The sequence below is a fragment of the Paenibacillus sp. FSL E2-0178 genome, assembly GCF_038593005.1.
GTDB classification, from domain to species: Bacteria; Bacillota; Bacilli; order Paenibacillales; family Paenibacillaceae; genus Paenibacillus_AQ; species Paenibacillus_AQ phytohabitans.
The window spans coordinates 7,063,379-7,089,390 of sequence record NZ_CP151953.1 but is presented as its reverse complement, the minus strand read 5'-3'; the positions used below and the strand labels follow the sequence as shown (position 1 = coordinate 7,089,390).

At 51.8% G+C, this 26,012-nt stretch carries 18 protein-coding genes; 8 read left to right on the top strand and 10 right to left on the bottom strand.

Features of this window, described 5'->3' with window-relative positions; all coding sequences use genetic code 11:
- Positions 1–126: 126 nt before the first annotated feature.
- Positions 127–1,155, top strand: coding sequence for an alpha/beta hydrolase (locus tag MHI42_RS30565; protein ID WP_342421610.1), 1,029 nt, complete (start codon positions 127–129; stop codon positions 1,153–1,155).
- Here MHI42_RS30565 and MHI42_RS30560 read toward each other — a convergent pair.
- From MHI42_RS30560 to MHI42_RS30535, 6 genes are all read right to left on the bottom strand, one after another.
- On the bottom strand, positions 1,152–2,735 hold the full coding sequence (locus tag MHI42_RS30560) for a glycoside hydrolase 43 family protein (RefSeq protein WP_342421609.1): 1,584 nt from the start codon (positions 2,733–2,735) through the stop codon (positions 1,152–1,154). The two genes, MHI42_RS30565 and MHI42_RS30560, sit on opposite strands and share 4 nt — an antisense overlap.
- Positions 2,736–2,777: 42 nt before the next feature.
- Positions 2,778–4,130 (bottom strand): sugar ABC transporter substrate-binding protein, encoded by a 1,353-nt coding sequence (locus tag MHI42_RS30555; RefSeq protein WP_171717296.1) that lies wholly within the window; start codon positions 4,128–4,130, stop codon positions 2,778–2,780.
- Between the two features lie 96 nt (positions 4,131–4,226).
- A complete protein-coding gene (locus tag MHI42_RS30550; RefSeq protein ID WP_171717297.1) occupies positions 4,227–5,066 on the bottom strand; it encodes a carbohydrate ABC transporter permease in 840 nt (279 codons plus the stop codon).
- Entirely contained in the window at positions 5,059–6,006 is a 948-nt protein-coding gene (locus MHI42_RS30545) for a sugar ABC transporter permease (RefSeq protein ID WP_342421608.1), read from the bottom strand. Before MHI42_RS30545 ends, MHI42_RS30550 begins: the two co-directional genes overlap by 8 nt.
- A gap of 96 nt (positions 6,007–6,102) precedes the next feature.
- A complete protein-coding gene (locus MHI42_RS30540; protein WP_342421607.1) occupies positions 6,103–7,371 on the bottom strand; it encodes a response regulator in 1,269 nt (422 codons plus the stop codon).
- Positions 7,364–9,160, bottom strand: coding sequence for a sensor histidine kinase (locus tag MHI42_RS30535; protein ID WP_342421606.1), 1,797 nt, complete (start codon positions 9,158–9,160; stop codon positions 7,364–7,366). The genes MHI42_RS30540 and MHI42_RS30535 overlap by 8 nt, the downstream gene beginning before the upstream one ends.
- Positions 9,161–9,383: 223 nt before the next feature.
- Here MHI42_RS30535 and MHI42_RS30530 point away from each other — a divergent pair, with 223 nt between their 5' ends.
- The 4 genes from MHI42_RS30530 (at position 9,384) to MHI42_RS30515 (ending at position 15,562) form a co-directional block, all read left to right on the top strand.
- A complete protein-coding gene (locus MHI42_RS30530; protein WP_342421605.1) occupies positions 9,384–11,759 on the top strand; it encodes a helix-turn-helix domain-containing protein in 2,376 nt (791 codons plus the stop codon).
- A gap of 288 nt (positions 11,760–12,047) precedes the next feature.
- Complete coding sequence (locus tag MHI42_RS30525) at positions 12,048–13,640, top strand: extracellular solute-binding protein (RefSeq protein ID WP_342421604.1); 1,593 nt, start codon at positions 12,048–12,050, stop codon at positions 13,638–13,640.
- An 89-nt stretch (positions 13,641–13,729) separates the two neighbouring features.
- Positions 13,730–14,668, top strand: coding sequence for an ABC transporter permease subunit (locus MHI42_RS30520; protein WP_342424835.1), 939 nt, complete (start codon positions 13,730–13,732; stop codon positions 14,666–14,668).
- A gap of 12 nt (positions 14,669–14,680) precedes the next feature.
- Positions 14,681–15,562: a carbohydrate ABC transporter permease gene (locus MHI42_RS30515; RefSeq protein ID WP_342421603.1), complete on the top strand. Its 882-nt coding sequence runs from the start codon at positions 14,681–14,683 to the stop codon at positions 15,560–15,562.
- 96 nt (positions 15,563–15,658) lie between these two features.
- On the opposite strand, the gene uidA is transcribed toward MHI42_RS30515, so the two are convergent.
- The 4 genes from uidA to MHI42_RS30495 are packed head-to-tail and all read right to left on the bottom strand — an operon-like array spanning position 15,659 to position 20,682.
- A complete protein-coding gene (gene uidA, locus MHI42_RS30510; RefSeq protein ID WP_342421602.1) occupies positions 15,659–17,458 on the bottom strand; it encodes a beta-glucuronidase in 1,800 nt (599 codons plus the stop codon).
- 32 nt (positions 17,459–17,490) lie between these two features.
- Positions 17,491–18,834 carry an extracellular solute-binding protein gene (locus MHI42_RS30505; protein WP_342421601.1) on the bottom strand — a complete coding sequence of 448 codons (1,344 nt, stop codon included), beginning with the start codon at positions 18,832–18,834 and terminating at the stop codon, positions 17,491–17,493.
- A gap of 28 nt (positions 18,835–18,862) precedes the next feature.
- Positions 18,863–19,693, bottom strand: a complete 831-nt coding sequence (locus MHI42_RS30500; protein ID WP_342421600.1) for a carbohydrate ABC transporter permease — start codon at positions 19,691–19,693, stop codon at positions 18,863–18,865.
- A gap of 11 nt (positions 19,694–19,704) precedes the next feature.
- Complete coding sequence (locus tag MHI42_RS30495; protein WP_342421599.1) at positions 19,705–20,682, bottom strand: sugar ABC transporter permease; 978 nt, start codon at positions 20,680–20,682, stop codon at positions 19,705–19,707.
- A 159-nt stretch (positions 20,683–20,841) separates the two neighbouring features.
- On the opposite strand from MHI42_RS30495, the gene MHI42_RS30490 reads away from it, so the two are divergent.
- The 3 genes from MHI42_RS30490 (at position 20,842) to MHI42_RS30480 (ending at position 25,984) form a co-directional block, all read left to right on the top strand.
- Positions 20,842–22,629 (top strand): histidine kinase, encoded by a 1,788-nt coding sequence (locus tag MHI42_RS30490; protein WP_342421598.1) that lies wholly within the window; start codon positions 20,842–20,844, stop codon positions 22,627–22,629.
- A 1-nt stretch (position 22,630) separates the two neighbouring features.
- Complete coding sequence (locus MHI42_RS30485) at positions 22,631–24,238, top strand: helix-turn-helix domain-containing protein (RefSeq protein ID WP_342421597.1); 1,608 nt, start codon at positions 22,631–22,633, stop codon at positions 24,236–24,238.
- Between the two features lie 90 nt (positions 24,239–24,328).
- On the top strand, positions 24,329–25,984 hold the full coding sequence (locus MHI42_RS30480) for a ribonuclease J (RefSeq protein ID WP_342424834.1): 1,656 nt from the start codon (positions 24,329–24,331) through the stop codon (positions 25,982–25,984).
- Positions 25,985–26,012: the final 28 nt, after the last annotated feature.

The following is a 26,012-nucleotide window of genomic DNA, read 5'->3' as shown; positions in this document are numbered from 1 at the left end:
CCAACCGGCAGATGCCGTTCCGGCTGGAGCAATTCCCATGACCCGTAGCTTGCTTGAATAGCGGGCATCCTGCTATACTGTTTTAAATAATACAATTGTATTATAAAAGGAGATTAACCAAACGCCATGATAAATTCTGCCCTTATCAAGAATTCCGCTTCCCGCAAACTGCGGAGCAAGCTGCTGAAGCTATTGTTAATTCTTATATCCGCAGCTGTTCTTATTACAGGGTTGGGGTTCCTGTATGAAGCCATTGCCTCCGCATCCGCCAAAAAAGATTATCCTGCACCGGGGAAACTGGTGGATGCCGGAGGATACAACCTGCATCTCCTGCAACAAGGAGCCGGAGCTCCCACGATTATTCTGGAAGCCGGAAGCGGGGAAACCAGCCTGTCGTGGAGAAATATTCCTGAACAGTTAGCCGAAACAGCTACCGTTGTCAGTTACGACCGGGCTGGATATGCCTGGAGTGAGCAGGCCGATACGGAACGCTCAGGCGCCAATATTGTGCGTGAACTACATAACGCACTTCAGAATGCAGGCATCCCCGGCCCTTACCTGCTGGTCGGACACTCCCTCGGCGGCATGTATGCCCGTCTCTTCACTCAGACCTACCCGGAGGAAGTAACCGGGCTGGTACTTATTGATGCCAGACCCGAGAATGACGACCGTGAGACGAAGCCGATTCTGGAGGCCGAGAATTATGCCGGCAACCCGAGTGCTTCCATGCTTACCTTGCTCAAGCGCTCGGGTGCGCTTCGACTGTTCCAGAACCAGCTGCTGGAGGGTCTGGTTGCGAAACAAGACCGCGGGCAATTCATTAACGTCATCTCTACACCAAGCTACTTTGCCGCCAAGGAGCAGGAAGCAGCGCTGGCAAGCTCTACCGAGGATGCTATCCGCGGACAGACCTTAGGAACACTTCCGGTGAAGATCATCGCCCGGGGAATGCCGCAGGATTACGCTGCTTTTGGGATGTCCGAAGAATCGGGCCGACGGCTGGAGGCCATCTGGCAGGCAGGACAGCGCAACATGCTGAACCTTTCTTCCAATAGTGAGCTTATCGTCGCCGGGAAGAGTGGGCATATGGTGATTCACGATCAGCCGGAGCTGGTCGTCAGGGCAATTCTGAGTGTACTCGAAGAGAAGTCTTAACGCACCTCGAACCGCCCGAACTCAGCGTAGCCGTTCTCCGCCGCTGCGTTAACCGGACCGCAAGCTAGCGCGAACAGGCCGAACTTGGCACCTACCCAGGCTCCTTCGCCTTCCTTCAACCGGAAAGGAGCTCCCAAATCCGTGTAAGCTTCTCCGTCAAGACTGTACGCCAGGCGGCATTCCGCTTCTTCCGAGACCATAAGCTGAAGATATACAGCGTCCGAGTCCAGCTTCACAAAATCATCCGTAAACGCACACTCCTGCTCTGCTTCTTCCTCCGGGCTTGCCGGCAGGCTCTCGAACCGGCCCAGGCATAGGCCGCCATCTTCACCGGAGAACAGGCTTAAATGTACCGCTTTATGCCCCAGCACTACCAGGCCTGCGCGTTCAGACAATGCTCCGAAATGCGGTTTGATCTGTACCTGCGCCGTGAATGCAGGCGCAGCGAACTTCTGCATCAGGAGCTGCGGCGCATCGTATAACCGCTGCGTCTCCAGCGGCGCGCAGCGGAGCCGGAGCCCCGGAGCCGGGTGAACGGAGGCAAGCCAGCCGTCCTGCGGATTGGCCTGCCACTGCCACTGCAGCCCCGGACGTCCGTCCGCGAAATCATCGGAGGTCCGGGGAGCCGCCGGAAGCGCTGTCCCGGTGCCTGAAGACTCCGGCTTGTACCATTCGGGTACCGGCTCTCCGGTCAAACCTCCCGCAGACTGCTGCCCTATTACCGGCCAGCCGTCAATCCATTCTACAGGCTGCAGATGGACAATCCGCCCGTAAGCCCCCTTGTCCTGGAAATGCAGGAACCAGCTTTCTCCTTCCGGCGTCTCTACCCAGCCGCCCTGATGAGGACCATTCACCAGGGTATCCCCTTGTGCCAGCACAATCTGATCCTCATAAGGGCCATAGATGGACTTGGAGCGGAAGGCAGCCTGCCAGCCGGTGGACACGCCGCCCGCAGGGGCAAGAATGTAATACCATCCGTCCCTCTTGTACATTTTGGGACCTTCCAGTGTCGGATGATCGACCGTTCCGTCAATAATCAGCCGGCCTTCATCCAGCAGCTCCCTGCCGTCCGGGCTCATCCCGCACACATGCAGAATATGCTTGATGCCGCTGCGGCTCTTCGCGAAGGCATGGACCAGGTAAGCCTGTCCGTCCTCGTCCCAGAAAGGGCAAGGATCAATCCAGCCTTTGGCTGCTTTGACCAGATGGGGTACAGTCCACTTCCCGAGCGGGTCCTCAGCCTGCGTCATGAAGATTCCTTCATCCGGCGTACCGAAGAAGATCCAGAACTTCCCGTCATGATGGCGCAGGCTGGGTGCCCATACGCCTTTACCGTGCTGAACCCGGTCATATCCCGGCAGATCCAGCCTGTCCAGCGCGTGATTGACGATCGTCCAGTTCACCAGGTCACGGGAATGCAGAATCGGCAGTCCCGGCATGTGGTTGAAGCTCGACGCGGTCATATAATAATCATCCCCGGCCCGGATCACATCCGGGTCGGAATAATCTGCATACAGCACCGGATTGCGGTACCGGCCGTTGCCAAGGTCGGATACCCAGGGCGTATTGATTGTCTCCATTGAATAACTCCTTCAGCGCCGGACGCCTACCGCCCGGGCAGTTTATTGTGCCGCCTTCTCCTGTTCCAGCAGCGATGCCCATTGATCCAGCATTTCCTGCGCGGTCAGCTGCTTGGCCATCACCTTCTGAATCAGCGGTTCCACCGATTTCTGCACATTGGAATATCCCGCCAGATAATAAGGCACATCGGAGAACTTCGTCTCCTGGCTGTTCAGCAGATCGGAGGCCGATTTCATATAAGGCACGCTCTGCACCCATTCATCGCCGGCAGCTTCTGTATTGGCAGGAATTTCGCCATAGAGTTTGCCGTATTTGCTGTTGATATCATGCGACAGGTAGAAGGTCATGAATTTCCAGACCGCATCCTTGTTCTTCGCCGATTTGCTCATCGTCAGCCCCAGCGGCATAAGGCCAGGGTGTTCGCGGTAGCCCTTCACGCTCTTCGGAAAAGGTACAGCTTCGAACTTCGTATAGTCACCGCCGAAGGCTTTCTCATGGGAGCTGGCCGAGCCTAAGTTATGCACAACGATTCCGGCTTTGCCCGACTGGAAGGTTGCGGCCAGTTCACTCCAGCCTTTATTGAGGTCATCCTCAGGTGTATAGACATTGTAAGAGCCCAGGTATTTCTCTACAAATTCAACATTAAGCGGGTCATTAATTGTTGCTTTGCCGTCTGCCGTGAAATAATCGGTAATGCCGGAGTAAGCATACATCAGCATTTCGAGCGTATTGGCACTGCCTGCGCCGCCGCGGATACTTAGCCCGTAACGGTCTTTCGATTTATCCGTCAGCTTGGCGGCAGCATCGAAGAATTGGTCCCAGGTATCGGGCAAGGTCAGTCCGGCTTCCTTGAACCAGTCCGGACGAACCCACAGATTCCAGGTTTGCGAGCTGTATGGTAGCGCATACAATTTACCTTCTGCCGTATCCAGCTTGCGGTTACTTGCAATCAGTTCCGGGTTGAGCAGGTCCTTGTCCGCCCACTGCTCATAATAGGTGTCCAGCGGCTCCAGCACCCCCCGGGCCAGCAGATCGGATTTGAAGTCATTCATCACATCCGGCGCCTGATCGGCAGAGATGGCCACGTTAACCTTTTGCTCATAAGCCGCGAGGTCTCCCGGTACGCCCAGATAATCCACGTCGATATCCGGATTCTCCTGCTCGAACTGCTTCACGATCTCTTCGAAGAAGGCATTGCGTTCTGTGGTTACAGCTGCAGCCCAGAAGCTGATTTTGGCTTTCTCTCCGCTTGCTGCTTTACCTGCCCCGTTATCCGCAGCTGCCGCGCTGTTCCCCCCGTTATTCCCGCCATTATTTCCGCCGCAGCCGGCCAGCAGCAGCAGCAATGCTGCCGATACTAGCGCCGTGCGTTTCGCTTTGTGTTTCCCCATCATTCTGTGATCCTCCCTAATTGAATTTCTTATATATATCTCAAAGGACGGAACGCGGCGTGTTCTGCCTGGCCGTGTCCATCCTTGCGATACCGGACACTAGCCTTTGACTGCGCCGCCCAGTCCTTCGACCAGATAACGCTGAATGAACATGAAGAGCAGCACGGGCGGAATCAGCCCGATAATACTGCCGGCCGCCAGCGACGCGTACTGGACGCTGAATTCGCCAACCATGAATTTGAGGCCGATCGGGATGGTGAAGCGGTCCGGCGTCGTAATGAACGAGAAGGCAACCAGGAATTCATTCCATACCCCGATGAAGGCGAACGCGCTTGTTGCTACTATTCCCGGCAGCACGATCGGCATAATTATCGCGAAGATAATCCGGAACCGTCCGGCTCCGTCGACCATCGCCGCTTCATCGATTTCCTTCGGTGTCGAGGAGATGAAGCCGCGCATCAGAATCGTGTTGAACGGAACCTGGAGCACGATGTAGAACAAGATAAGCGCGTACGGCGTGTTGATCATCCCGAGATTCTTGAAGATCAGGAAGAGCGGAATGACGAACAGAATGACCGGCATCATCTGGGTCGCCAGCAGCACCAGCATGAAGGCCCCTTTGCCCTTGAACTTGAAGCGGCTCATGGCGTAACCGTTAAGCACAGACAGTACCGTAATCGCCACTACCGACAGCACCGACACGAACACACTATTCATGAAATATTGCGAGAAATTGTTGTCATTCCACACATGTACGAAGTTCTCGAAGGTCGCCGGACTCGGAATGTACCGGACCGTGCCGCTAAGTACATCCCCCTCCCGCTTCAGCGAGGTGGAGATGGCCCACAGGAACGGAACCAGCACGAACATCAGTGTCAGGGCCAGCGGTATGTAGAACAGCAGCTTCGAACCCAGCTTGCGTTGCCATTTGCTATTCATCCTGCATCCCTCCTGACCGGTTCAGTCTGAGGTACAGGACAACGAAGATCATCAGGAACGCGAAGGTGACCACGCCAATGGCGGAACCATAACCATAGTTTCCTTCAAGGATGGAGGTCTTCATCATATAAATCGGCAGCGTGGTGGTCATATCCATTGGTCCGCCGTTCGTCATCGTAAAGATCATATCAATGGAGTTGAACTCCCAGATGGCACGCAGCAGCGTTGCGAACACAATACTTTCCTTCAAGAACGGCAGTGTGATGAAAAAGAGCTTCTTCACGCTCCCCGCACCATCCACCTCACAGGATTCATAGACCTCGTGCGGAATGGTCTGCAGCGCCGCCAGCAGCGTGATCGCGAAGAACGGAATGCCGCGCCACAGCTCGGCGACAATCACGGAACCAAAAACGGTATGAATATTGGCCAGCCAGGCGACCGGCTCAGAGATCAGTCCCACCTTCATCAGGATATCGTTGATGATCCCTATATGCTGGTTGAACATCAGCGACCACAGCATGGTGGTCAGCACACCGGACACCGCCCAGGGAACAAGCACCAGGGAACGGACCAGACCGCGCAGCTTGAACGCCTGATTCAGCAGCAGCGCAACCACGAGTCCGAATACGAGCTGCAGCACTACTTCTATCAGCACCCATTTCACCGTGATCCACAGTGAAGAGTAGAACATATCGTCCTGCGTGAATATATTCTTGAAGTTCTCGAGTCCGATGTAACCCGCTTTCTGCAGCCGGGTGAAATCATAGCTCTGCACACTGAGATCGAATACCCTGAAGATCGGGAAGACGAGAAGTCCCGCGATCAGCAGGACTGTCGGTGCGATCAGCAGGTAAGGGAACCAGCGGTCGCCCATTTTTTTGCGGGAAGATTTAGATTTGACGGACATTGTCTTGCCGCCGGTTGATTGGGATAATTCCATAACAGCACCTCCACGCTTATCTTAAACCAGCGCGTGAACATGCTGAATACACTATCTTTCGAAGATTGTTTGTTTTCTTTCACTCCTTTATTTGCTCTAGGAATGCTGCTGGTCCCTGCGGTACTCGGAGGGCGATTTGCCGTAATGCTTCTTGAACAGCACGCTGAAGTATTGGGGATTGCGGTACCCTACCTGCTCCGATACCTCATAGGATTTCGCATCTGTGGTAGACAGCAGCTCCGCTGCCTTGTCTATACGCAATTGAATGAGGTGCTCGCTTAAGTTCATGCCTTTATATTTCTTGAAGAGCGTGCTGGCGTACGCGGATGAAATATGGACATGGTCCGCGATGGCGGTCAGGTTCAGCTCCTCCTCATGAAAATGCAGCCGCATATACTGCTCCATCTCCTTCAGCAGCGTATGATGCGAATTCTGCGAATGGCGGATCTCACCGCTGACGAATACACCGGCCCCTCCGATGATCGGCTTCAGCTGGGCAGCGTTCAGAGCCTCGCTGTAGGAGATTGCGATGCGCTCAATTCCTTCCCGGCTGCTGCCCAGACCAATGCTGACCTGAAGCTTCAGACAGTTCTCCAGTGTCCGGCGGATCTCCTCCAGATGTTCAGTCAGGTGTTCTGCAGTGCCTTCATTGTCTGGCGGAGCAGGCAGGTTAAAGAGCAGATTGACCCGGTTGTTATAGACTGCCGAATACCGGTAAGGAAATGGCTCAGACACAAGCTCCGAGCAGATATTGTGGATGGAGAAGAGCAGCAGCTCCGCATTATCCCCTTCTCCGGAGCGGGCGAAGCGGCGGTTGTCCTCCGGCTGAATCACCGCTACCCGGAAGCAGGCCTCCGGCGCAGCTATGCCGAGATTGTCCAGTTCCTTCCGCGCCCACTCCGGGTTGGCGCAGCCCTCGAACAGCTCTGCGAAGAACTTGTTCTGAATCAGTGCCTGGCTCTTCCGGGCTGTCTCGGCTCCTCTCTTCTCGGCCAGCAGTGTGCTGGCGGCAGAAGCAACCGCATTTAGAATCACTTCATTATCCTCATATTTCAGAATGTAATCGGCCGCCTGCAGCCGCAGCGCCTGCTTGGCATACGAGAAGTCATCGTAGCCGGTCAGGAAGACGACCTTGGTTCCCGGATAGTCTTCGTTAATTCGTTCAGCCAGCTGCAGCCCGTCCAGAAAAGGCATCTGGATATCAGTCAGCACCAGATCCGGCCGCAGCTCCTCCATCCGCTTCAGCGCTTCTTCTCCGTCAGCGGCTGTGCCGGCTACCTCAATGCCAGCCTGCTCCCAGCGGATATTGCGCCGCAGGCCTTCCCGGATCCACACATCATCATCCACAATAAGCAGTTTAATCATGGGAATCTCCTTTCTTCTGCAACCGGGGCAGCTGTACCGTGACCCGGGTAAACTTCATCTCTTCGCTGTCCAGGACAAGGCCATAGACCGGCCCGTATTGCAGCACCAGCCGGCGGTGGGCGTTCCACAGTCCGAAGCTCAGCGCATTGTCGCCTGTGCTGTCCGCCTGCAGTGAACTGCGCAGCTGCGCAAGCCGCTCAGGGCTGATGCCTTGTCCGTTATCATAAATCTCCAGCACTGCGGATGCTTCATCTGCATAACCCGTTATCGTCACCATTCCTTTGCCGCGCTTGTTCTTGATGCCGTGATAGACGGCATTCTCCACGATAGGCTGCAGCGTCAGCTTCGGGATGCGCAGCGGCAGCAGCTCTTCATCCACTTGGATGGTATAATCGAAATCCTGGTTATACCGGATGTTCAGAATGAGCAGGTAGCTGCGCACATGCTCAATCTCTTCCGCGACAGTAATCAGCTCGGCGCCTTTACTGATGCCGATGCGGAAATACCGGGTCAGCGCTCCCACCATCACAGAGGCCCGCTCCCTCTCCTCCAGATCAATCAGATGCTTGATTGAACCGAGCGTATTGTACAGGAAATGCGGCTGAATCTGCGCCTGCAGTGCCCGCATTTCGGCCTTACGCTTCTGCTCCTGCTCCTCGCGCACCTCATTCAGCAGCTGCTCCACCGAATCGGAGAGCCGGGTCAGTCCGGTGGCCAGGACGCCGATTTCATTGCGCTGGTCAATCTGGAAGCTGACACTGAAATCCCCGCGCTCGAACCGCTTCACCTGCTTGGACAGGTAACGGATCGGGTTGCTCAGATTGCGTGCCGCCAGCGTCGCTGCCGCTGCCACCAGCACAAGGATAACCAGCGTGACCGCCAGAACGATCCACTGGATGCGCGATGCACCTGCGAGAATATCCTTCTCCGGCACAATGGCGGCCAGCACCCAGCCGTTCAGCGGCAGTGTCTGATAGGCAATATCCAGCTTCTGGCCTGCTGTACTGTCCACGGCAAGGCTGCCGTTCCCGCCTGCCAGTTGCCGTAATTCTGCAATTGTGCCCGGCTTCACCTCATAATCCACCTTCAGGGATTTGGAGAACAGCTCCCCGTCCGGGCTGATCAGCGCCAGTGCGCCGTTCGGACTGATCTGTACATTCTGCATAATTTCCAGGAAGTAGCTTTCACGCAAATTGATCAGCACAATTCCGCTGGAGGAGGAAGTCGGCGTGCCGATCATTTTGAAGCTGCTGAGCACCCGCCTGTCCTCCACTGTATCGAAGATGGCATCTTTGTGGCTGTTCAGCCAGTAGTAGCCTTTATCTGAATGGTTATACCGTTCCTGCCACGCCGGAAGATCGATTGAGACGCTCCGGGGCACGTATTCCTGCTGGAGGTTGAAAGACCGGCCGTTGTTGAAGGCAACATAAATGGAATCGACCATGGCATTATAGGAGTGGTATACGCTTTCAAGACGGTTATGAAGTTCAATAATGTCGTTGAATTTCTGGGGAGTGTCACCCTGATCGTTCACGGATAGCAGATTGCGCAGCGAGGTGGTATCCTCCAGATTAACCAGCTGTTCGAAGATCGTCAGAAATTTATCATCCAGGAACAAGGCGGTCTGATAGGTTGTATCGGCTAATGAATACAGCGAGTTCTTACGGAGCTGGTCACTGGCGGACCAGTAGGAGAACGAGCCTGTTGCAATAACGGACAGAATCATGACTGGCAGGAAGGTAATCAGCAATTTGGTCTGTATGGGCTTATCGAGATAATAACGTTTCATGTCCTCTTCCTCTCCCCTGTCTCGCAGCACAGCGGATGATTTTGCCTGCAGGCGCAGATGTAAGGGCTTTAATAAAGACTGAGTCTAGCACAGAACCGGGCAATTGGAAACATAACTTATCAGGAGCTTACCGTTATTTCCCTGTAATGACAATTGTGCTAACCTTGGGATGCATGTACAATATACGAAGCTATCGATTTGCAGCCCGGACAGGAGAATGCGGATGAAGAAAAGAAGAAGCAAATGGCTGGGCAGCCAGAGTGTATTGCTGACCTGGACCTTATCTTATATGGCCGTGCTGCTGCTTCCGGTCATTCTGAGTTCCATCGTTTACTTTCAGTCCAGCAAGATGCTCGCTGACGAGATTCATCTGGCGAACAATTCCTTGCTTAAGCAGCTGCGAGAGAACATGGATAAGCAGCTGGAAGCGGTCAACCGGCTCAACTTCGAGCTGAATTGGAATACCAAGTTCAGGGAACTGGTCGATCAGCACAAGTACTCTATTTTCCCGGAAGATTATATGTATGATCTGTACGACGCAACCAAGGATATGTCCTTATATCAATCGGCTTATGCCGAAACCGGCCTGTTCTATATCTATCTGGCCTCACGGGATACGATTCTGCTCCCCGGCGTTTACCGGAATACGAGATTCGCCTATGCCGAGCATAACGCCTCCGGCACCTTAAGCTATGAAGCATGGTTAGATATCCTCCGCCAGAACAAATTCAAGGGCTATGTACCGCTGACTCGTACAACCGAGAACGGCGTTTCCGTGAAAGCGCTCGCATATGTCAGCACCTATGACTACGAGGACGGCAAGCCGTCCGGAGCCAATGTGATCATGATCGACAACGACCAAATATTATCCTCGCTCATGAATATTGAAGCGTTCAGCAAAGGGCATGTGCTCATCACAGACTCCGACAACCAGGTGCTGGTATCCAGCTCCAATACAGATCTTCCGGCACAATTGCCCTTCGGCAAGCTGACCGGTGACAGCGGAATGTTCCTCTGGGAATTCGGCGGCGAGCGGTATGAAGTCTTCTCGATCCAGTCGGCCGAATCTAACCTCCGCTACATTTCCATGATTCCGAGTGAAGTCTATTGGCAAAAGGCGGAGCTGGTCCGCAGGCTGACGCTGCTGAGTATCATGGCCAGCCTGCTGGGAGGCGGGTTCTTGACTTATATTTTCCTGAGGAAAAACTATAATCCGATCCAGCGGATTGTACGTGCTTTCAGCAGCAAGACAGCCATCCGGGAGAAAGGCTCCAATGAATTCCTGTTTATCCAGCAGGCTGTGGATAGTACGCTGAGCGAACTGGACCATATGCTGCTGGAGAGGAAGCGGCAGAATTATTCGCTGCGTTCCAATTACATCCTGCGGCTGCTCAAGGGCAGGCTGGACGATGAGCTTCCTTTGGCCGAAGCCTTAAGCGCCTTCGATATTCAGCTCCTCTCCGGGGATTGTGCGATTCTTCTATTCTACCTGGAGGATCTCGATGTCTTCCTGGAGCGTGTCCAGGGCAAAACCTCCGCCCAGAAGCTGCAGCTGCTGCATTTCATTGTAAATAATGTAATTGAAGAGCTGGTCAACGTTAAGCACAGGGGCTATATGGCCGAAACGGATGATGCCATGCCTTGTCTGGTCAGCCTGTCTCCTGTCTCACCGGATGAGCACAATAGCGATCTGCTGCAGGTGGCCCGTTCCGCTCAAGAGTTTCTTGCACAGACGTATAATATCTACCTTACGGTGTCGGTCAGCCGGGTTCATCACGGCATTGATCAGATTCATCAGGCTTATCAGGAAGCATTGGATGCCATGGAATATAAGCTGGTGATGGGCAAACAGGAGATTCTGTCCTATGAAGAGATTGAGCGGAACAACATCCGTCCCGATACAGATTCCGGTTACTTCTATCCCCTTCAGCTGGAGCAGCAGTTAATCAATTATGTCAAAGTGGGCGATTTCCAGTCGGCCGTAACCGCCTTGGACGATATCCTGCAGATGAACCTGTCGAAGCACCCGGTGAAGGTGCCTTTAGCCCGTTGCCTCATGCTCGACCTGGTGGGGACTTTGATCAAGAGCATCGGTGAACTCGGACCCGCGCAGGATAATATCCTGCTGCAGAATCCGAAGCGTATTGACAGACTCACTTCTGCAGAGACGTTAGCTGAAATGCAGGAGCAGCTGAAGTCCATGCTTAAGGACGCCTGTGAATATGCCGGGACCAGACGGCTGCAGAATGTTCAGGAGAACCGTCACCGCGCCTTGAATGATCTAATCAGCGGGGTATCTGCATTTATAGACGAACATTTCACGGATCCGGGCTTGAACGTCTCCCTGCTGGGGCAGCATTTTGATATGAAGCCTACTTATCTGTCGAAGCTGTTCAAGGAGCAATCGGGGGAAGGGCTTCTGGATACGATCAACAAGCGGCGGATTGACTGGTCCAAGCAATTGATTCAGCAGCAGCGGCTGACGGTCAACGAAGCGGCCGAGAAGTCAGGCTTCAATGATGTGGGTACCTTTATCCGCACCTTCAAGAAGATCGAAGGCATTACACCCGGCAAATACAAAGAAACCATCGAAGATTAACAATGCCCTGCCCGTCACCCAACCGTGGCGGTCGGGTTTTTTTTGCGGTCAGCAAGGGCTTAATCCGCTCCCGCAGAGCAATCGCCTATCGTTTTGTGCATTTTGCCGATACCCGCAGCGGCTTTTTCAATTACATTGGATGTACTGCACATATACACCAAACCGGGGCGGACCGTATAGTTAGGGCATGAACCCGGCAGCACAGCAGGTTCTTACAACTACTAATGGAATCATTTGAGGAGGTTAACAGGAATGAGGAGAACAAGCAGAAAAATAATGTTTTCGCTCATGGCATCTCTGCTCGCAGGCAGCACGCTGGCAAGATGCTCGGAGAACAAGGCAGGGAATAATTCCCCATCCGGCTCAGACACAGCATCAGAATCAGCGGCGGTATACCCGATGCAAACGGACACTGCACTCACTTATTGGGGAGCATTACCCAATAATCTGACGGGAGTAAAATCTGCGCATGCGGAGGTTCCTTTTTATCAGGAATGGCAGAAACGTACTGGGGTGACCGTAGATTTCACCGCCCCTCCGGCTAACCAGATCGACGAATCCTTCAACGTGATGCTCGCCTCCGGTGAATTGCCTGATATGCTGGAGTACAACTTCTTCAACTTCCCGGGCGGTCCGGAAAAAGCAATCAAGGACGGCTACATCATGGAGCTGAATGACCTGATCGACAAATATGCCCCGAACTACAAGAAATATCTCCAGGAGCATCCCGAGGTTGAGAAAATGGTCAAAACAGACAAGGGAAGCTATTACTCGTTTCCTTTCATCCGCGGGGATGAATCGCTGCTTACCTTCCAGGGGCCGGTGATCCGCAAGGATTGGCTGGATGAGCTGGGTCTGCCCGTGCCTGAAACCATCGATGAATGGACCACTACTTTGAAAGCGTTTAAAGAGAAAAAAGGGGCTGCTGCACCGATCTCCTTCGTCGCCAAACCGCGTGTATTCAATGAACTGGGCAACGGCGCATTCATCGGGGCATTTGGCGTTACCCGCGACTTCTATCTGGAGGACGGGAAGGTTAAATTCGGTCCTGCAGAACCGGGTTATAAAGACTTCCTGAGCTTATTCCGGGGATGGTATGCGGACGGACTGCTGGATAAAGATGTGGCCACCGTCGATTCCAAGGTGATGGATGCCAATATTACTTCGGGCCAGACCGGGGCTACCTGGGCCAATGCAGGCGGCGGTATCGGGAAATGGCAGCCGATCCTCAAGGGAGCCGATCCGCAGGCTTCCATTGTCGCGGCCCCTTATCCGGTGCTGGAGAAGGGCACTACTCCAAAGTTCGGCCAACGGGATTATGCCTTCTCCACCGGCGGGATGGTAGCGATCTCGGCGACGTCCAAGAATGCGGAGCTGGCGGTCAAGCTGCTTGATTATGGCTACAGCGAAGAAGGCAATAAGCTGTTCAACTTCGGCACAGAGGGTGTCAGCTACACCATGGAAGACGGTTATCCGAAATTCACGGATCTGCTGATGAGCAATCCAGACAAGCTGGCCCCTGCACAAGCCATGTCTCTATACATCCGGGGCAATACGATGGGTCCCTTTGTCTCCGATAAACGGGTCTCCGAACAGTACCTGAACCTGCCGGAGCAGCAGGCCGCGATACCTATCTGGCAGAAGACGGACATGGTCAAATACCAGATTCCGCTGGTAACTCCAACTCCGGAGGAAAGCGCTGAATATGCCAACATCATGGCGGATGTGAACACGCTGGTCGATGAAATGACACTGAAGATTATCCTTGGAACGGAGCCGCTTGAGGCTTATGACAAGTATCTGGAGAAGCTGAATTCCGTCAAGCTCTCACGTGCCATTGAGATTAAACAGGCCGCACTGGAGCGGTACTTGAAGCGCTAAACTACAGTCAAGCCGGGAGCAGATCGTTGATCGGCTGAAGAGCTGCTCCCGTAAGGAGGAATAGAGAAACCATGTCCAAATTAGCTCCTATGACCGGTGTCCAAACTTCTGTTAACAACAGCTTTAAGCACCGTTTCCTCCGGGATTTCAAGCTGAACAGACTGCTGTATATCATGATGATTCCGGTCATCCTCTACTATGTCGTATTCCATTATGCACCGATGTATGGCGCGATTATTGCCTTCAAGGATTTCTCACCGATGAAAGGGATTCTAGGCAGTGACTGGGTAGGACTCCAGCACTTCAGGGATTTCTTCTCCAGCTATTATTTCTGGCGGATTCTGAGTAATACCATTATCATCAGCGTGTATTCGATTCTGTTCATGTTTCCGGCCCCGATCATTCTGGCTCTGCTGATCAATGAAGTGAGAAATCAGAGCTTCAAACGGATAGTCCAGACCTTCTCGTATATGCCCTACTTCATTTCACTCGTTGTAATTTGCGGGATGATTACCGACTTCACCAACAGCAACGGGGTCATTAATACACTATTCTCCTGGCTCGGGTATGACGGAACCGCTATGCTGCAGAAGCCAGGCTTGTTCCGCCCGGTCTATATCCTGTCTGAAATCTGGCAAAAGATCGGCTGGGAATCGATTATTTACATTGCCGCCTTGGCCGGTATTGACCAGGAGCAGTATGAAGCCGCCCGGATTGACGGTGCCAGCCGTCTGAAGCAGATGCTGCACATTACCCTGCCGGGAATTCTGCCTACGATCACCATCATGTTCATCCTGCGGATGGGCAATATGCTGAATGTCGGCTTCGAGAAAATCATTCTGCTCTACAATCCTGTAACCTATGAAACAGCTGACGTCATTTCTTCCTTTGTGTACAGAAAAGGCTTGCTGGAATTCGGCTGGAGCTATAGTTCAGCAGTCGGCTTGTTTAACTCGGTTGTGAATCTCATTCTATTGATCTCGGCCAATTACATCAGCCGCAGAGTTAATAAAACCAGCCTTTGGTAGGAGGAAACCGTTATGCATGCCGACACCGGCCTGAGAAATAAACTCTTTGATTACACCATTAACACCGTGCTGATTCTCCTTGTTATCGTAACGTTATATCCGCTTCTATATGTACTGTTCGCCTCCTTCAGCGATTCCGCGGAGCTGGTTGCGAATAAGGGATTCCTGTGGAAGCCGCTGGGCTTCAGTCTCGAAGCTTACAAGAGCGTGTTCAGCAATCCCGGCATTATCAAGGGTTACGGCAATACACTATTCATTCTGGTCTTCGGTGTCACCCTTAACATGCTGCTGACCGCAATAGCAGCCTATGTGCTGTCCAGAAGAAATGTAATGTGGAACAGCGTCTTCACCCTGCTGATCGTGTTCACGATGTTCTTCCACGGGGGCCTGATTCCGATGTACCTGATCGTCAAGGGTGTCGGATTGATTGATTCCATCTGGGCCACCATCATACCGTTCGCTGTCAGCACCTTTAACCTGATTATCATGCGCACCGCATTCTCGGCGATTCCCGAGAGCCTGGAGGAATCGGCCAAGATCGACGGCGCTAACCATTTGACGATCCTGTTCCGGATCGTATTGCCTTTGTCCAAGCCGGTTATAGCTGTAATGGTGCTCTATTATGCCGTCGAGAAGTGGAACGCGTGGTTCTATGCATCCATCTTTCTGAGGGACAGAGACCTGTTCCCGCTGCAGCTGATACTCCGGGAGATTCTGATTGCCAATTCGACAGACAGCATGTCGGCAGGAGCAAGCTCGGCGGACCAGTTCATGATCGGAGAAACGATTAAATATGCCACCATTATCGTGGCAACGGTGCCCATCCTGTGTGTGTATCCCTTCGTCCAGAAGTATTTCGAGAAGGGTGTAATGATTGGTGCGGTGAAAGGATAGTCTCAGAATATGCCCAAAAAGCCCGCCACAATGAACACTGCATAAATCGCAGGTGTACATTGTGGCGGGCATAATGCTATGTGTATCAAGCTTCCATTATTTCGGCTTATACCCGAAATCCGGGATAGCCGTCCATCTCTTGCGCAACTCATGTGCCGCTGCTTTGGGCTGGCGTTCCCGGGTGAAGATCCCCTTCTTGTTGCCTTGTACCCGGATAATTCCCTGGCCCGTGGCAAAGTCTGCGAAATTCCAGACCTGTTCGCCGACGAAATCTTCAAATTCGTCGAAGATCCCGTGATTGGCCCTGTAGAACTCCACCTGATATTCTTCCGTGAACATGATCGGTTCCACATCATGCAGTCCGGCTACGGTATCTGTTCCGTATTCAGTCATCATCATCGGTTTACCCGGACAACGTTTGGTCCAGGCCTCCAGTTCAAGACGGAGCTTGCCTTTGGCTGATTCGAGATCGCCTCCGTCCACATACCAGCCATAGTAACGGTTGAAGGCGAGCACATCTATCAGTTCGGAGATCTTATCGTTTAAGGGCGAAGCCTCTATATGTGTCACCAGGGTAACCGGGCGGTGCTGCGGATCTTCATCCCGCATCTGCTCGATCAGCGGCTTGAAGTACTCGTATGCTCCCTCTTCATAGGATGCCGGTTCATTAGCCACATTCCACATCACTACACAGGCATGGTTCTTATCCCGGTTAATCAGCTCCCGGATGACCTGCTGGTGATGCTCAAAGGTTTGGACTTCCTTCCATGTCTCTTTCTTCGATCCCCCGGATAACATCACCAGGAAATTAAGATCCAGACCTACCGCGGGCGTCTCATCAATGACAACGAAGCCTTCACGATCGGCAAGCCGCATCACTTCTTCGGCATAAGGATAATGCGCGGTACGGAAGGAGTTGGCTCCAGTCCATTTCATTAGGTTGAAGTCCATAATATTCGCTGCTTCATCTAAGCCCCGGCCATGAAACGGGGTATCCTCATGTCTGCCGTAGCCCTTGAAGTAAAAGGGCTGGTTGTTGATCAGGAACTGCCCCTCCCGCACTTCGACTGTCCGCACGCCAAACGGCAGCCCGTAGACATCCAGCACCTGCTCCGCTTCCAGCAGTTCAATCTTCAGGGTATACAGGTAGGCATTCAACGGCTGCCATAGGGTAACGCCGGGAATATCCAGCCGGCCGGAGCTTCCGGTCCCCGAGGAGACTGCGTTTCCCTCTTCATCCAGAACAGTGACCCGGATATCTGCTTCTCCGCTGACATCCACGCTGTAACGGACAATCCCGTTACCGCCGTGATAATCGGTTACGACAGTAATATCCTGCACGAAGGTTTGAGGCGTAGAGTAGATTTTCACCGGCCGCTGCAGTCCTGCAAAGTTGAAGAAATCGAAGTTCGGCTGATTCTTCAGCCTGGTCTTCCCGCCGGGTTCTTCAGTCTCTGTGTATAGACCTACAGGCAATGTCGTGTAATCCACAACATTATTGACGGCAACCGTCAGCCGGTTCGATCCAGTCCGGATATACTCATTAATCACGGCTTCGAAGGGCAGAAATCCGCCGGAATGCTCCATCACAAAGCTTCCATTGATGAATACCTTGGCCTTATGTGTAGCCGAGCCGAATCTGAGGACTAGACGCTCCTTCAAGATGTTCGCTGGCAGGGTTAGCTCCCGCTCGTACCATACCCAGCCGACATGATTGCGAATCTCCGGCTTCACGCCAAGATCATTATAGGCAGAGGGAACCGCCATAGGGATCGTATCTGTCAGCCTGGATGCATACCAGTTCTCTTCGAATCCCAAGCCGTGATCCAGCTTGAAATTCCATACCCCGGCCAGATCATACAGACCGCGGGTTTCCGTCATTATTGGATAAAGCACGGGCAGCACTCCTATCTAATCTCTGTTTTCATTCAGGATTTGGAATCAATGATCTTCTGGATCTTGGTTTGGGCATTCTGGATCGTCGCATCAATGCTTTGACCCGAGAGCATCATTTTATCAAACTCCTCCAGGAGCACTTTCTCAAGCTCTGCGTGATAAGGCACCGCTGTGGCTGTCGTAGTTGATTTGGTATTCTCCAGCACATAGAGCAGAGATTCTTTATCGATCATTTCCGGATTTTTGCTGCCGGCGATGATCCGGTCGACCACATCATTCAGATCAGCTTTTTTCCAGGATGGGATATTCTTCCCTTGCAGCACAATCCCTTCGGTGGAGAACCAGCGGATGAAGGTGTACGCTTCGTCTTTATGCTTGGATTTGCTGTATAGGCTCAGTACGTCACCGCTGACATTCGCAGAGATCGGATCTTCGGCATTCAGCTTGGGAAGCGGAGCAAACACAGTTTTGAAGCTGGCAGGAATGGTCTCGGTTCCCCCGGTTTCCGGGATCAGGAAGGAGCCTGTGACCAGCATGCTTGTATCCTGATTGAAATATTGCGGTCTGTAATTCAGCTTCTGGCTGACCACCTCCGAATACGGTGTGGCGGAGCCTTCCGCTTCTCCCTGAAGACGCAGCTCCAGCGACTTACGCATGAATGGATTATCAATATTGGCTTTCTTGCCGTCATCGGTGGTCAGATTCGCATTCACCGATTGGCCGAAGTTCTGCACCAGGTATCCATATTGAATCCAGCTGTGGAAATAGGTTCCGTACCGGGTTTTATCGCCCTCTTTTGTCGTCATAGCCTTCGCGTATTCCATATACTGATCCCAGGTCCAGTCCTTGGGCAGCTCGAGTCCCGCTTCCTTCAGATGATTCTCATTGATAATAACGAGACCCTGGGAGGACTTGCCGGGTAATCCGTAGACCTTACCGTCAATTCTGGTGTCGGACGTGTATTCATCCGTGTAATTAATTCCGTCTGTGGCCAAGTATTCATCCAGCGGCTCGATCATCCCCAGCCCGGCCCGTTGGGACAGGTAAGTCATATTGCTGAACATGATAATATCCAGATCATCGCCGCCGGCAACGGCCAGATCGAGCTTCTTGTAGAATTCGTTGGAGTTGTTATCTTCTGCGGAAGCGAACTCCACTTTGATATTGGGATGCGTCTTTTCGAACTCTGCAATCACTACATCCCAGTTATCCATTTTTTTGGCATACCAGTTGCTCAGCTTAATCGTTACCCGTTCATTCGTTCCTTCTCCGGTACCCGGGGTAGCCCCTTCTTCCGATTTGGCACCGCCGCACCCTGAAATCAGCAAGGATAATAGCGGTACCAGGATGAATAATTTCTTGTTGGCTTTGAACATTGTATAGACCCCCTATAGTGTAATTAGTCTAGCCTTTGACACTTCCCATAGCAACTCCCTCAATCACCTGCTTCTGCCCAATCATGAAGATGATTAATAGAGGTAGAATGGCTGAAACTGCACCTGCCATCATTAAGGAGTAGAACTCGCCGCTGAAATCAGCGAATTTCCGGATACCCAGCTGTAAGGTGAATAAAGAATCAGAACGAAGAAAGATCAGTGGATTCTGATAATCATTCCAGGTCCAGATGAAGCGGAGAATCATATAGGTTGCCAGGGCCGGCTGCACAAGCGGCAGGGCGATCCGGCTAAAGATCGTCCAGTGGCCTGCAGCATCAATCCGGGCGGATTCAATAATCTCATCATGAATACCGAGGAAAAACTGTCTCAGCAGGAAGGTTCCCAGCACACCTGAAGCGGCAAGCAGCACAAGTCCGATATGACTGTCAAACAGTCCAAGCCAGCGGTACATAATAAATTGCGGAACGAGAATGGCTTGGGTTGGAATCATAAAGGTGGCTAAGACAAGCAGGAATAGCATATCCCGTCCTTTAAAAATAACCTTCGAGAATCCATAGGCTGCCATGGCGGAAATAATCAAGGACAGCGCTGTCGACATCAACGTTACCTTCGCACTATTCCAGTAATACAGGGAGAACGGCACGGCTCCAGCCCATACCTGCCTGTAGTTCTCGACCATATTCCATTTCGTCGGAATCCACTGAATCGGATACTTCATGACATCAAGCTCCGGCTTAAAGGATGCGGAGATCATCCATAAGAAAGGCATAATAAACAGAATCCCTGCAACACCCATACACAATGTCACAATAACGCGGCTAAGCTTAATCGATCGCATGTTTAAACCTCCTAGTAGTTGACCCATTTCTTTTGTCCGACCCATTGAATCAGGGTCACCAGCAGGATGAGCATCAGCAGAATAATCCCCATCGCGGATGCATACCCCGACTCCAGGTTAATGAATGCAACTTCGTACAGATAAAATACGATTACTGAGGTTGAACCTGCCGGCCCGCCACCCGTCAACACCATAATCAGATCAAACACCTTGAAGGATCCGACAATCCCCGTAATTAACAGGAAGAATGAGGTTGGAGATAGTAAAGGTAATGTAATTCTGAAGAATTGTCTCAGCGGTGAAGCACCGTCCACATCAGCGGCTTCATACAAATCCCGTGAAATATTCTGCAGCCCGGCCAGATAAATCACCATGTTGAAGCCTAGCGAGGTCCACACCATAATAATCATGACCGAGATCAGCGCAAACTTGGGATCTGCTAACCACAGGGGAGGATTGTCCACACCTATGGATCTAAGAAATCCATTGATTGGGCCATTGTTCGGATGGTACAGCACTCTCCACAATAGGGCTATGGCAACAAAGCTCGAAATGAAGGGCATGAAATAAATCACTTTGAAGAATGTTTTGAAATACGTTGCTTTGTTAATTAATGCTGCCAGCACCAAAGCCAGAAACATCGCTACCGGGACCACGGCCATCATAATAAGGTTGTTAATCAGCGAACGGTGAAAGGATTCATCCTGCACCAGCCTGGTGTAGTTGTCCAGCCCGACAAAATGAAACCCCTCCAGCCCGGACACAAAATTCCAATCCGAGAAGCTAATCACACCGGATAAAAGAATCGGAATGATCACTAGGGTTGTGGTCAGAATGAGCATGGGTGAAATGAATAAGTACCCGGCAATATTGTCATACAAAGCCTGCTTGCGCATTCTGCCGGCCCCCGGCTTCCCGAACCGCTTCATCGTCCCCTCTTTAGGTATAACCTCCACGTTTTCCACCTCGTTTTCTTTTTGTATCTTCATTATAAAATCGCCCGTTTTATTGCACATGCAACGAATTTATCTATAGCGAAAAGTTTGTATAGCATTATTTTTTCTGAAATGAAAAAATTATTGGATGAGGTTAACGGCATAATAAAGTACCATGATCTAGTGAAGTTCTGTTACTGGAGGGGGAAATGAATGAAGAAGAACTATAGGCTAAGTCAATTATCCTTCCGGCAAAAGCTTATCCTGACCTCTATCGCCTGCCTGGTTATACCAGCGATCGGGATGCTGTATATAACGATGGTGTATTCCAAGCTTATTATCCGGGAGCATTCTTTGGAAAAAGCTACGCAATCCTTAACGATTGTGCAGTCACAGATCGATGTGATCTTCGAAGAGATGGTATCGGTCTCGAATTTCGTCCACTTTGATCCGGAGATTAAGACCCTGCTGGAGGATGCCAAGACCAATCCGGTCGCCGCAAGAACCTTGACCAGCCGGCTGGAGCAGGTGGCCGGCGATACCCTGGACTTACGCATCACGCTTCTGGACAAGGAAGGACATGCCTATTCCGATTATTCCTTTTACGACTATGATCCGCGTCAATTCATTGGACAGGGCTGGTTCCCAACTCTGGAGAAGCTCACACCGTATGACACTTTATTCATGGGGGCAGAAGCCAATTATCTGACCTCCCTTGAGCCTGAGAAGCCGTTTGTATTCATGACAGCTCGGGCATTAAGAGAGGGGATTGCCGCTCCGCCCTATGCCTACCTTATTGTCAGCCGCAGTGAAGCCTCCATTCGTGAGCGGTTTGCTTCATTAGAGGAAGATGTTTATCTGCTGAATGATAAGGATACAATTCTGTCCAACCGGAACCAGGCCCTGATAGGGTCTGATTTTAATACTCTGTTGCCAATCGATGAGCTGGTATTCCCTGATATCGTAGAATTTAAGAACGAGAATCAGCTCCTCCTCTCGCTGCCGCTTAAATATGCCAAATGGCGGTTAGTCAGCGTAGCCCCCTATGAACAGCTGACAGAAAGATTGAACGGGATCAACCGGACCGGCTTGTTCATTCAAGCTATTTTTGCGGTCAGCTTTCTGTTCGCACTAACTTATCTGCTGCGGAGATTCACGAAGCCTGTGCTTGTCCTGGGGAAGGTTGCCCGCAGAGTGGAATCCGGGGATATGATGGTCCGCTCCAACATCCGGGGAACCGACGAAATCGGCAGCCTGGGCCTCTCCTTTGATAAAATGCTGGACCGTGTCCAGCTCATGCTGCAGCAGGTGGAAGCCGAGCAGGAATTGAAACGCCAGGCGGAAATTGCGATGCTGCAGGCTCAGATTAATCCTCATTTCCTGTTCAACGTGCTAAGCTCCATCCGGCTAAAGCTGCTGATGAAACAGGATGAGGAGAATGCATTTATCGTCGGCTCCTTATCCTCTATGCTGCGGGCCAGCTTTTCAAGTCAGGATGAATGGGTCTCGGTGGCTTATGAGCTTGAATCCGCCAAGCAATATATGGAGCTCATGCGGTTTACGATGAGATACCCCACCAGCTCTGAGGTTCATGTGAATAAAGACTTGCTGCTGGAGACCGTTCCGCGGTTTATTCTGCAGCCGGTTATTGAGAATGCTTATAAGCACGGATTCGTACAAGGCGGGGGCAGGATTATAATTTCCATCATAAAAATCAAATCCATGCTTAACATAAGCGTCGAGGACAACGGAACGGGAATGGATGAACCTACGCTGATTGCGTTATTGCAGCATATTAAACAGCAGGAAGTGGATACAGATCCGGTGAATGTTGCCGGGTCCCTTGAACCTCCGCCCGCTCACGGGATCGGACTAATTAATGTCTATCAGCGGTTAAAGCTCATTTACGGGGACGACTTCGACATGAATATTGAGAGCATTCACGGACACCGTACAATCGTACAATTAGTACTGCCTGTGAAGCGGATAGGAGTGGACTAACGTGGTATATAAAGTAGTATTAGCCGATGATCACTATCCTGTACTGGAATATCTGAGCGCCAGTATTCCCTGGGATACCTTAGGCCTGGAGTTGTCGGCCGCATGCTCTGACGGCAAACAGGCCTGGGAAGCCTGCCGGCTGCATCAGCCTGATATTCTGCTCACAGATATCGGCATGCCGGCGATGGACGGGCTGGAATTAATCCGGAAGGCCCGGGAGGTGAATCCCCAGCTCCAGGCGATTATCCTGTCCTGCCACGGGGAATTCGAATATGCCCAACAGGCGGTGAAATTAAATGTTGCCGAATATATATTGAAAGAAAGTTTGCAAATTGATCAGGTCATTTCAGTATTGACTGAGGCGGTTTCCCGGCTGGAGGTTAAAATGATCTCCCAGAATAATTACCTCCAGATGCAGAAGCTGGTCACACAGAACCACTCTGCAATCCGGACGAGATTTATCCGTATGTTCCTCGAGCAGCCTGTCTGGGATGAGGCTGAATGGTTCGGACAAGCCGCCGCTATGGACATTCGCCTGCAAGAGGGACTGCCCTACCTGCCTGTCCTGGCTATCCCGGAACGCTCCCATGAGCTGGAACGGCGTTTCGGAGGCATTGTGAACATGCAGTTCGTGATAGATAATGTGCTGCAGGAATTTCTTGAGATCGAGGGCATTATCCAGTTCGCCTTAACCGAACGGCAGTTCATCCTCTTCATCCCCTTTCCGCGTATTCTGATCCGGAATCTTCATGAGGAATTCAGGGATAAATTCCGGCATGTCCAGAAGATGTCGAAGCTGCATCTGCGAATGGGGATTTCATTCTTTTACAGCGAGGCAACGTCAAGTCTGATCGACATCAAGAAGCAGATTCAAGCCTTACTGGATTCACAGGCCCTGCGCTTTTATACGGCTGAGGGAGCCATAATGAAGCTTGAACCTGTCCAGACAACTAATGAGGATCTGTTTGTTCATTATGCTGAAATTCTTCAGCAGTTAAGAGACTGTATTCAGAATGAGGATTGTGCACGGGTTACTGCTGCAGTTACAGAGATCAAGAAGCATATCGGGGACAAGAAATATCCGGTCGAAAGCGTAAAAAGCTGGCTCCTCAAAATGGTAATGGAGCTGGAATTAAAATATATCGTCATGCAAAATTTCGTAAACAATTTCAACAGTGAAATGCATCAGCGCTCCATCCGGGAGCTTGAGACCCTGGATCAGCTAATGGAGTGGCTGGAACAGTTCCTGAAAGACAAGATCTTGATGCTGAGGTCCATGTGGAAGCAAAATGTCCGGAAGGAAGTAGCCGAGGCCAAACGTTATGTCATGAATCATATTGGGGAGAAGGTAGGCATGGATGAGATGGCCCGGCGGCTTGGCCTGAACCCTACCCATTTCAGCCGGTTATTCAAATTCGAGACCGGTCTCACCTATATAGAGTTCGTGACCAAACTAAAAATGGAACGTGCGCAGGAGCTGTTGAATCAGACGAACATCACCATAGTAGATATAGCAGAGCAGTTAGGCTTTGACAATGTCAGCTATTTCATTAAGCTCTTCCGTAACTTCTCCGGTATGACTCCGGTAGAATACCGGAAATTGATCTAATGAAGGACCCTGTCTCCTGCTTGTGAAACGGATAATTCCCCATACCCTTAACCATAATAAGGATGACTGATATGAGGGGGTGTGGGATTGATGCCAGAACAACGGTTAGTGGTTGCCGCCTTGGGCGGTGTGAATGAAATCGGCAAGAATATGTATTTCCTGCAATACGGGGATGATATTGTTGTCATTGATTGCGGCTCCAAATTTCCGGACGAGAGTATGCTTGGCATTGATTTGATTATCCCGGACGTAGCATATTTATTAAAACAAATAGATAAGGTGCGGGCACTGGTAGTTACCCACGGGCATGAGGATCATATCGGCGGCATCCCTTACCTGCTCAAACAACTGAACCTTCCTCTCTATGCCTCCCGTCTGACCCTTGGATTAATCGAGAATAAACTGAAAGAACACGGGCTTCTCCGTGATGCCAGCCTGAACTGTATTGATGCTGACTCCATCCTCACCTTCGGCCAGATTACCACCTCCTTCTTCAACACCAATCACAGTATTCCGGACTGCCTGGGTGTTGTCTTCGATACTCCCGAAGGAAGGGTGGTTCACACAGGGGACTTCAAGTTCGATATGACCCCGGTGAACAAGCAATACCCTGATATACATAAAATGGCGGACATCGGTAAAAAAGGCGTCCGGATTCTGCTCTCGGAGAGCACGAATGCGGAACGTCCCGGCTTCACTCCATCCGAACAGCTTGTTGGCGCTCATCTGGAAGATGCCTTCAAAAAAGCAGAGCGCAGAATCTTTGTCTCCACCTTCGCCTCCAATGTACACCGGCTGCAGCAGGTTGTAGACGCTGCGGTTGTGACAGGACGCAAGCTCGCCTTGCTTGGACGGAGTATGGTGAACGTTGTTGCCGTATCCCGTGATCTGGGATATTTGAGCATTCCGGACGGCATGCTGATCGAGCCGGCTGAAGCGGCCAAGCTGCCGCCGCATGAGGTGGCAGTTCTGGTTACGGGAAGTCAGGGGGAGCCTATGGCTGCCCTCTCCCGCTTGGCGAATTCAAGCAACCGGCAGATGGAGATCGGCGCAGGCGATACCGTCCTGCTGGCCGCCAGCCCGATTCCGGGTAATGAACGTAACGTCTCGCGGATTGTAGACAATCTCTACCTCCTTGGCGCAAAAGTCATTTACGGAGCACGCAACGAGCTTCACGTGTCCGGACATGGCAGCCAGGAGGAATTGAAGCTGATGCTGACCTTAATGAAACCGGATTATTTCATCCCCATTCACGGGGAATACCGGATGCTGCATCATCACCGCCTGTTAGCCGAAGCTGTCGGGGTTCAGGGGGATCATATCTTTATTCTCAAGAATGGAGAGCTGGTCGAGTCGGCAAGAGGTGTGGTCCGTCCAGCGGGACGGGTAACTGCCGGGCAAATTTATGTTGACGGGATCGGCGACATCGGTAATGTAGTCCTGCGGGACCGGCGGCAGTTATCTGCAGACGGTGTGCTGATTACAGTCGTTACACTGAGTCAAGCGGATGGACGGCTGCTGAGCGAACCGGATACCATTTCACGCGGGTTCATTTACGTCCGCAATTCAGACAAGCTGATTGAAGAAATCAATCAGCTTGTCATTGCAACTCTCCAGAACATGAACGCAGCTGACCTCGGCCAGTGGAATATTATGAAGCAGACCCTCAAGGGAGCCTTAAGCAAATTCCTGTATGAGCAAACCAAACGCCGTCCCATGATCCTTCCGATTATTATTGAAGTATAAAATAACGGCCTGCTTTTGGTGTTCTACC

Bases quoted from the DNA above. Each gene is read 5' to 3' on its own strand.
- MHI42_RS30480 (WP_342424834.1), top strand. From the start codon at position 24,329: ATGCCAGAACAACGGTTAGTGGTTGCCGCCTTGGGCGGTGTGAATGAA.
- MHI42_RS30555 (WP_171717296.1), bottom strand. From the start codon at position 4,130: ATGATGGGGAAACACAAAGCGAAACGCACGGCGCTAGTATCGGCAGCA.
- MHI42_RS30515 (WP_342421603.1), top strand. From the start codon at position 14,681: ATGCATGCCGACACCGGCCTGAGAAATAAACTCTTTGATTACACCATT.
- MHI42_RS30530 (WP_342421605.1), top strand. From the start codon at position 9,384: ATGAAGAAAAGAAGAAGCAAATGGCTGGGCAGCCAGAGTGTATTGCTG.
- MHI42_RS30545 (WP_342421608.1), bottom strand. From the start codon at position 6,006: ATGGAATTATCCCAATCAACCGGCGGCAAGACAATGTCCGTCAAATCT.
- MHI42_RS30490 (WP_342421598.1), top strand. From the start codon at position 20,842: ATGAAGAAGAACTATAGGCTAAGTCAATTATCCTTCCGGCAAAAGCTT.
- MHI42_RS30495 (WP_342421599.1), bottom strand. From the start codon at position 20,682: ATGAAGATACAAAAAGAAAACGAGGTGGAAAACGTGGAGGTTATACCT.
- MHI42_RS30500 (WP_342421600.1), bottom strand. From the start codon at position 19,693: ATGCGATCGATTAAGCTTAGCCGCGTTATTGTGACATTGTGTATGGGT.
- MHI42_RS30560 (WP_342421609.1), bottom strand. From the start codon at position 2,735: ATGGAGACAATCAATACGCCCTGGGTATCCGACCTTGGCAACGGCCGG.
- MHI42_RS30520 (WP_342424835.1), top strand. From the start codon at position 13,730: ATGACCGGTGTCCAAACTTCTGTTAACAACAGCTTTAAGCACCGTTTC.
- MHI42_RS30525 (WP_342421604.1), top strand. From the start codon at position 12,048: ATGGCATCTCTGCTCGCAGGCAGCACGCTGGCAAGATGCTCGGAGAAC.
- MHI42_RS30550 (WP_171717297.1), bottom strand. From the start codon at position 5,066: ATGAATAGCAAATGGCAACGCAAGCTGGGTTCGAAGCTGCTGTTCTAC.
- MHI42_RS30540 (WP_342421607.1), bottom strand. From the start codon at position 7,371: ATGATTAAACTGCTTATTGTGGATGATGATGTGTGGATCCGGGAAGGC.
- MHI42_RS30565 (WP_342421610.1), top strand. From the start codon at position 127: ATGATAAATTCTGCCCTTATCAAGAATTCCGCTTCCCGCAAACTGCGG.
- MHI42_RS30505 (WP_342421601.1), bottom strand. From the start codon at position 18,834: ATGTTCAAAGCCAACAAGAAATTATTCATCCTGGTACCGCTATTATCC.
- MHI42_RS30535 (WP_342421606.1), bottom strand. From the start codon at position 9,160: ATGAAACGTTATTATCTCGATAAGCCCATACAGACCAAATTGCTGATT.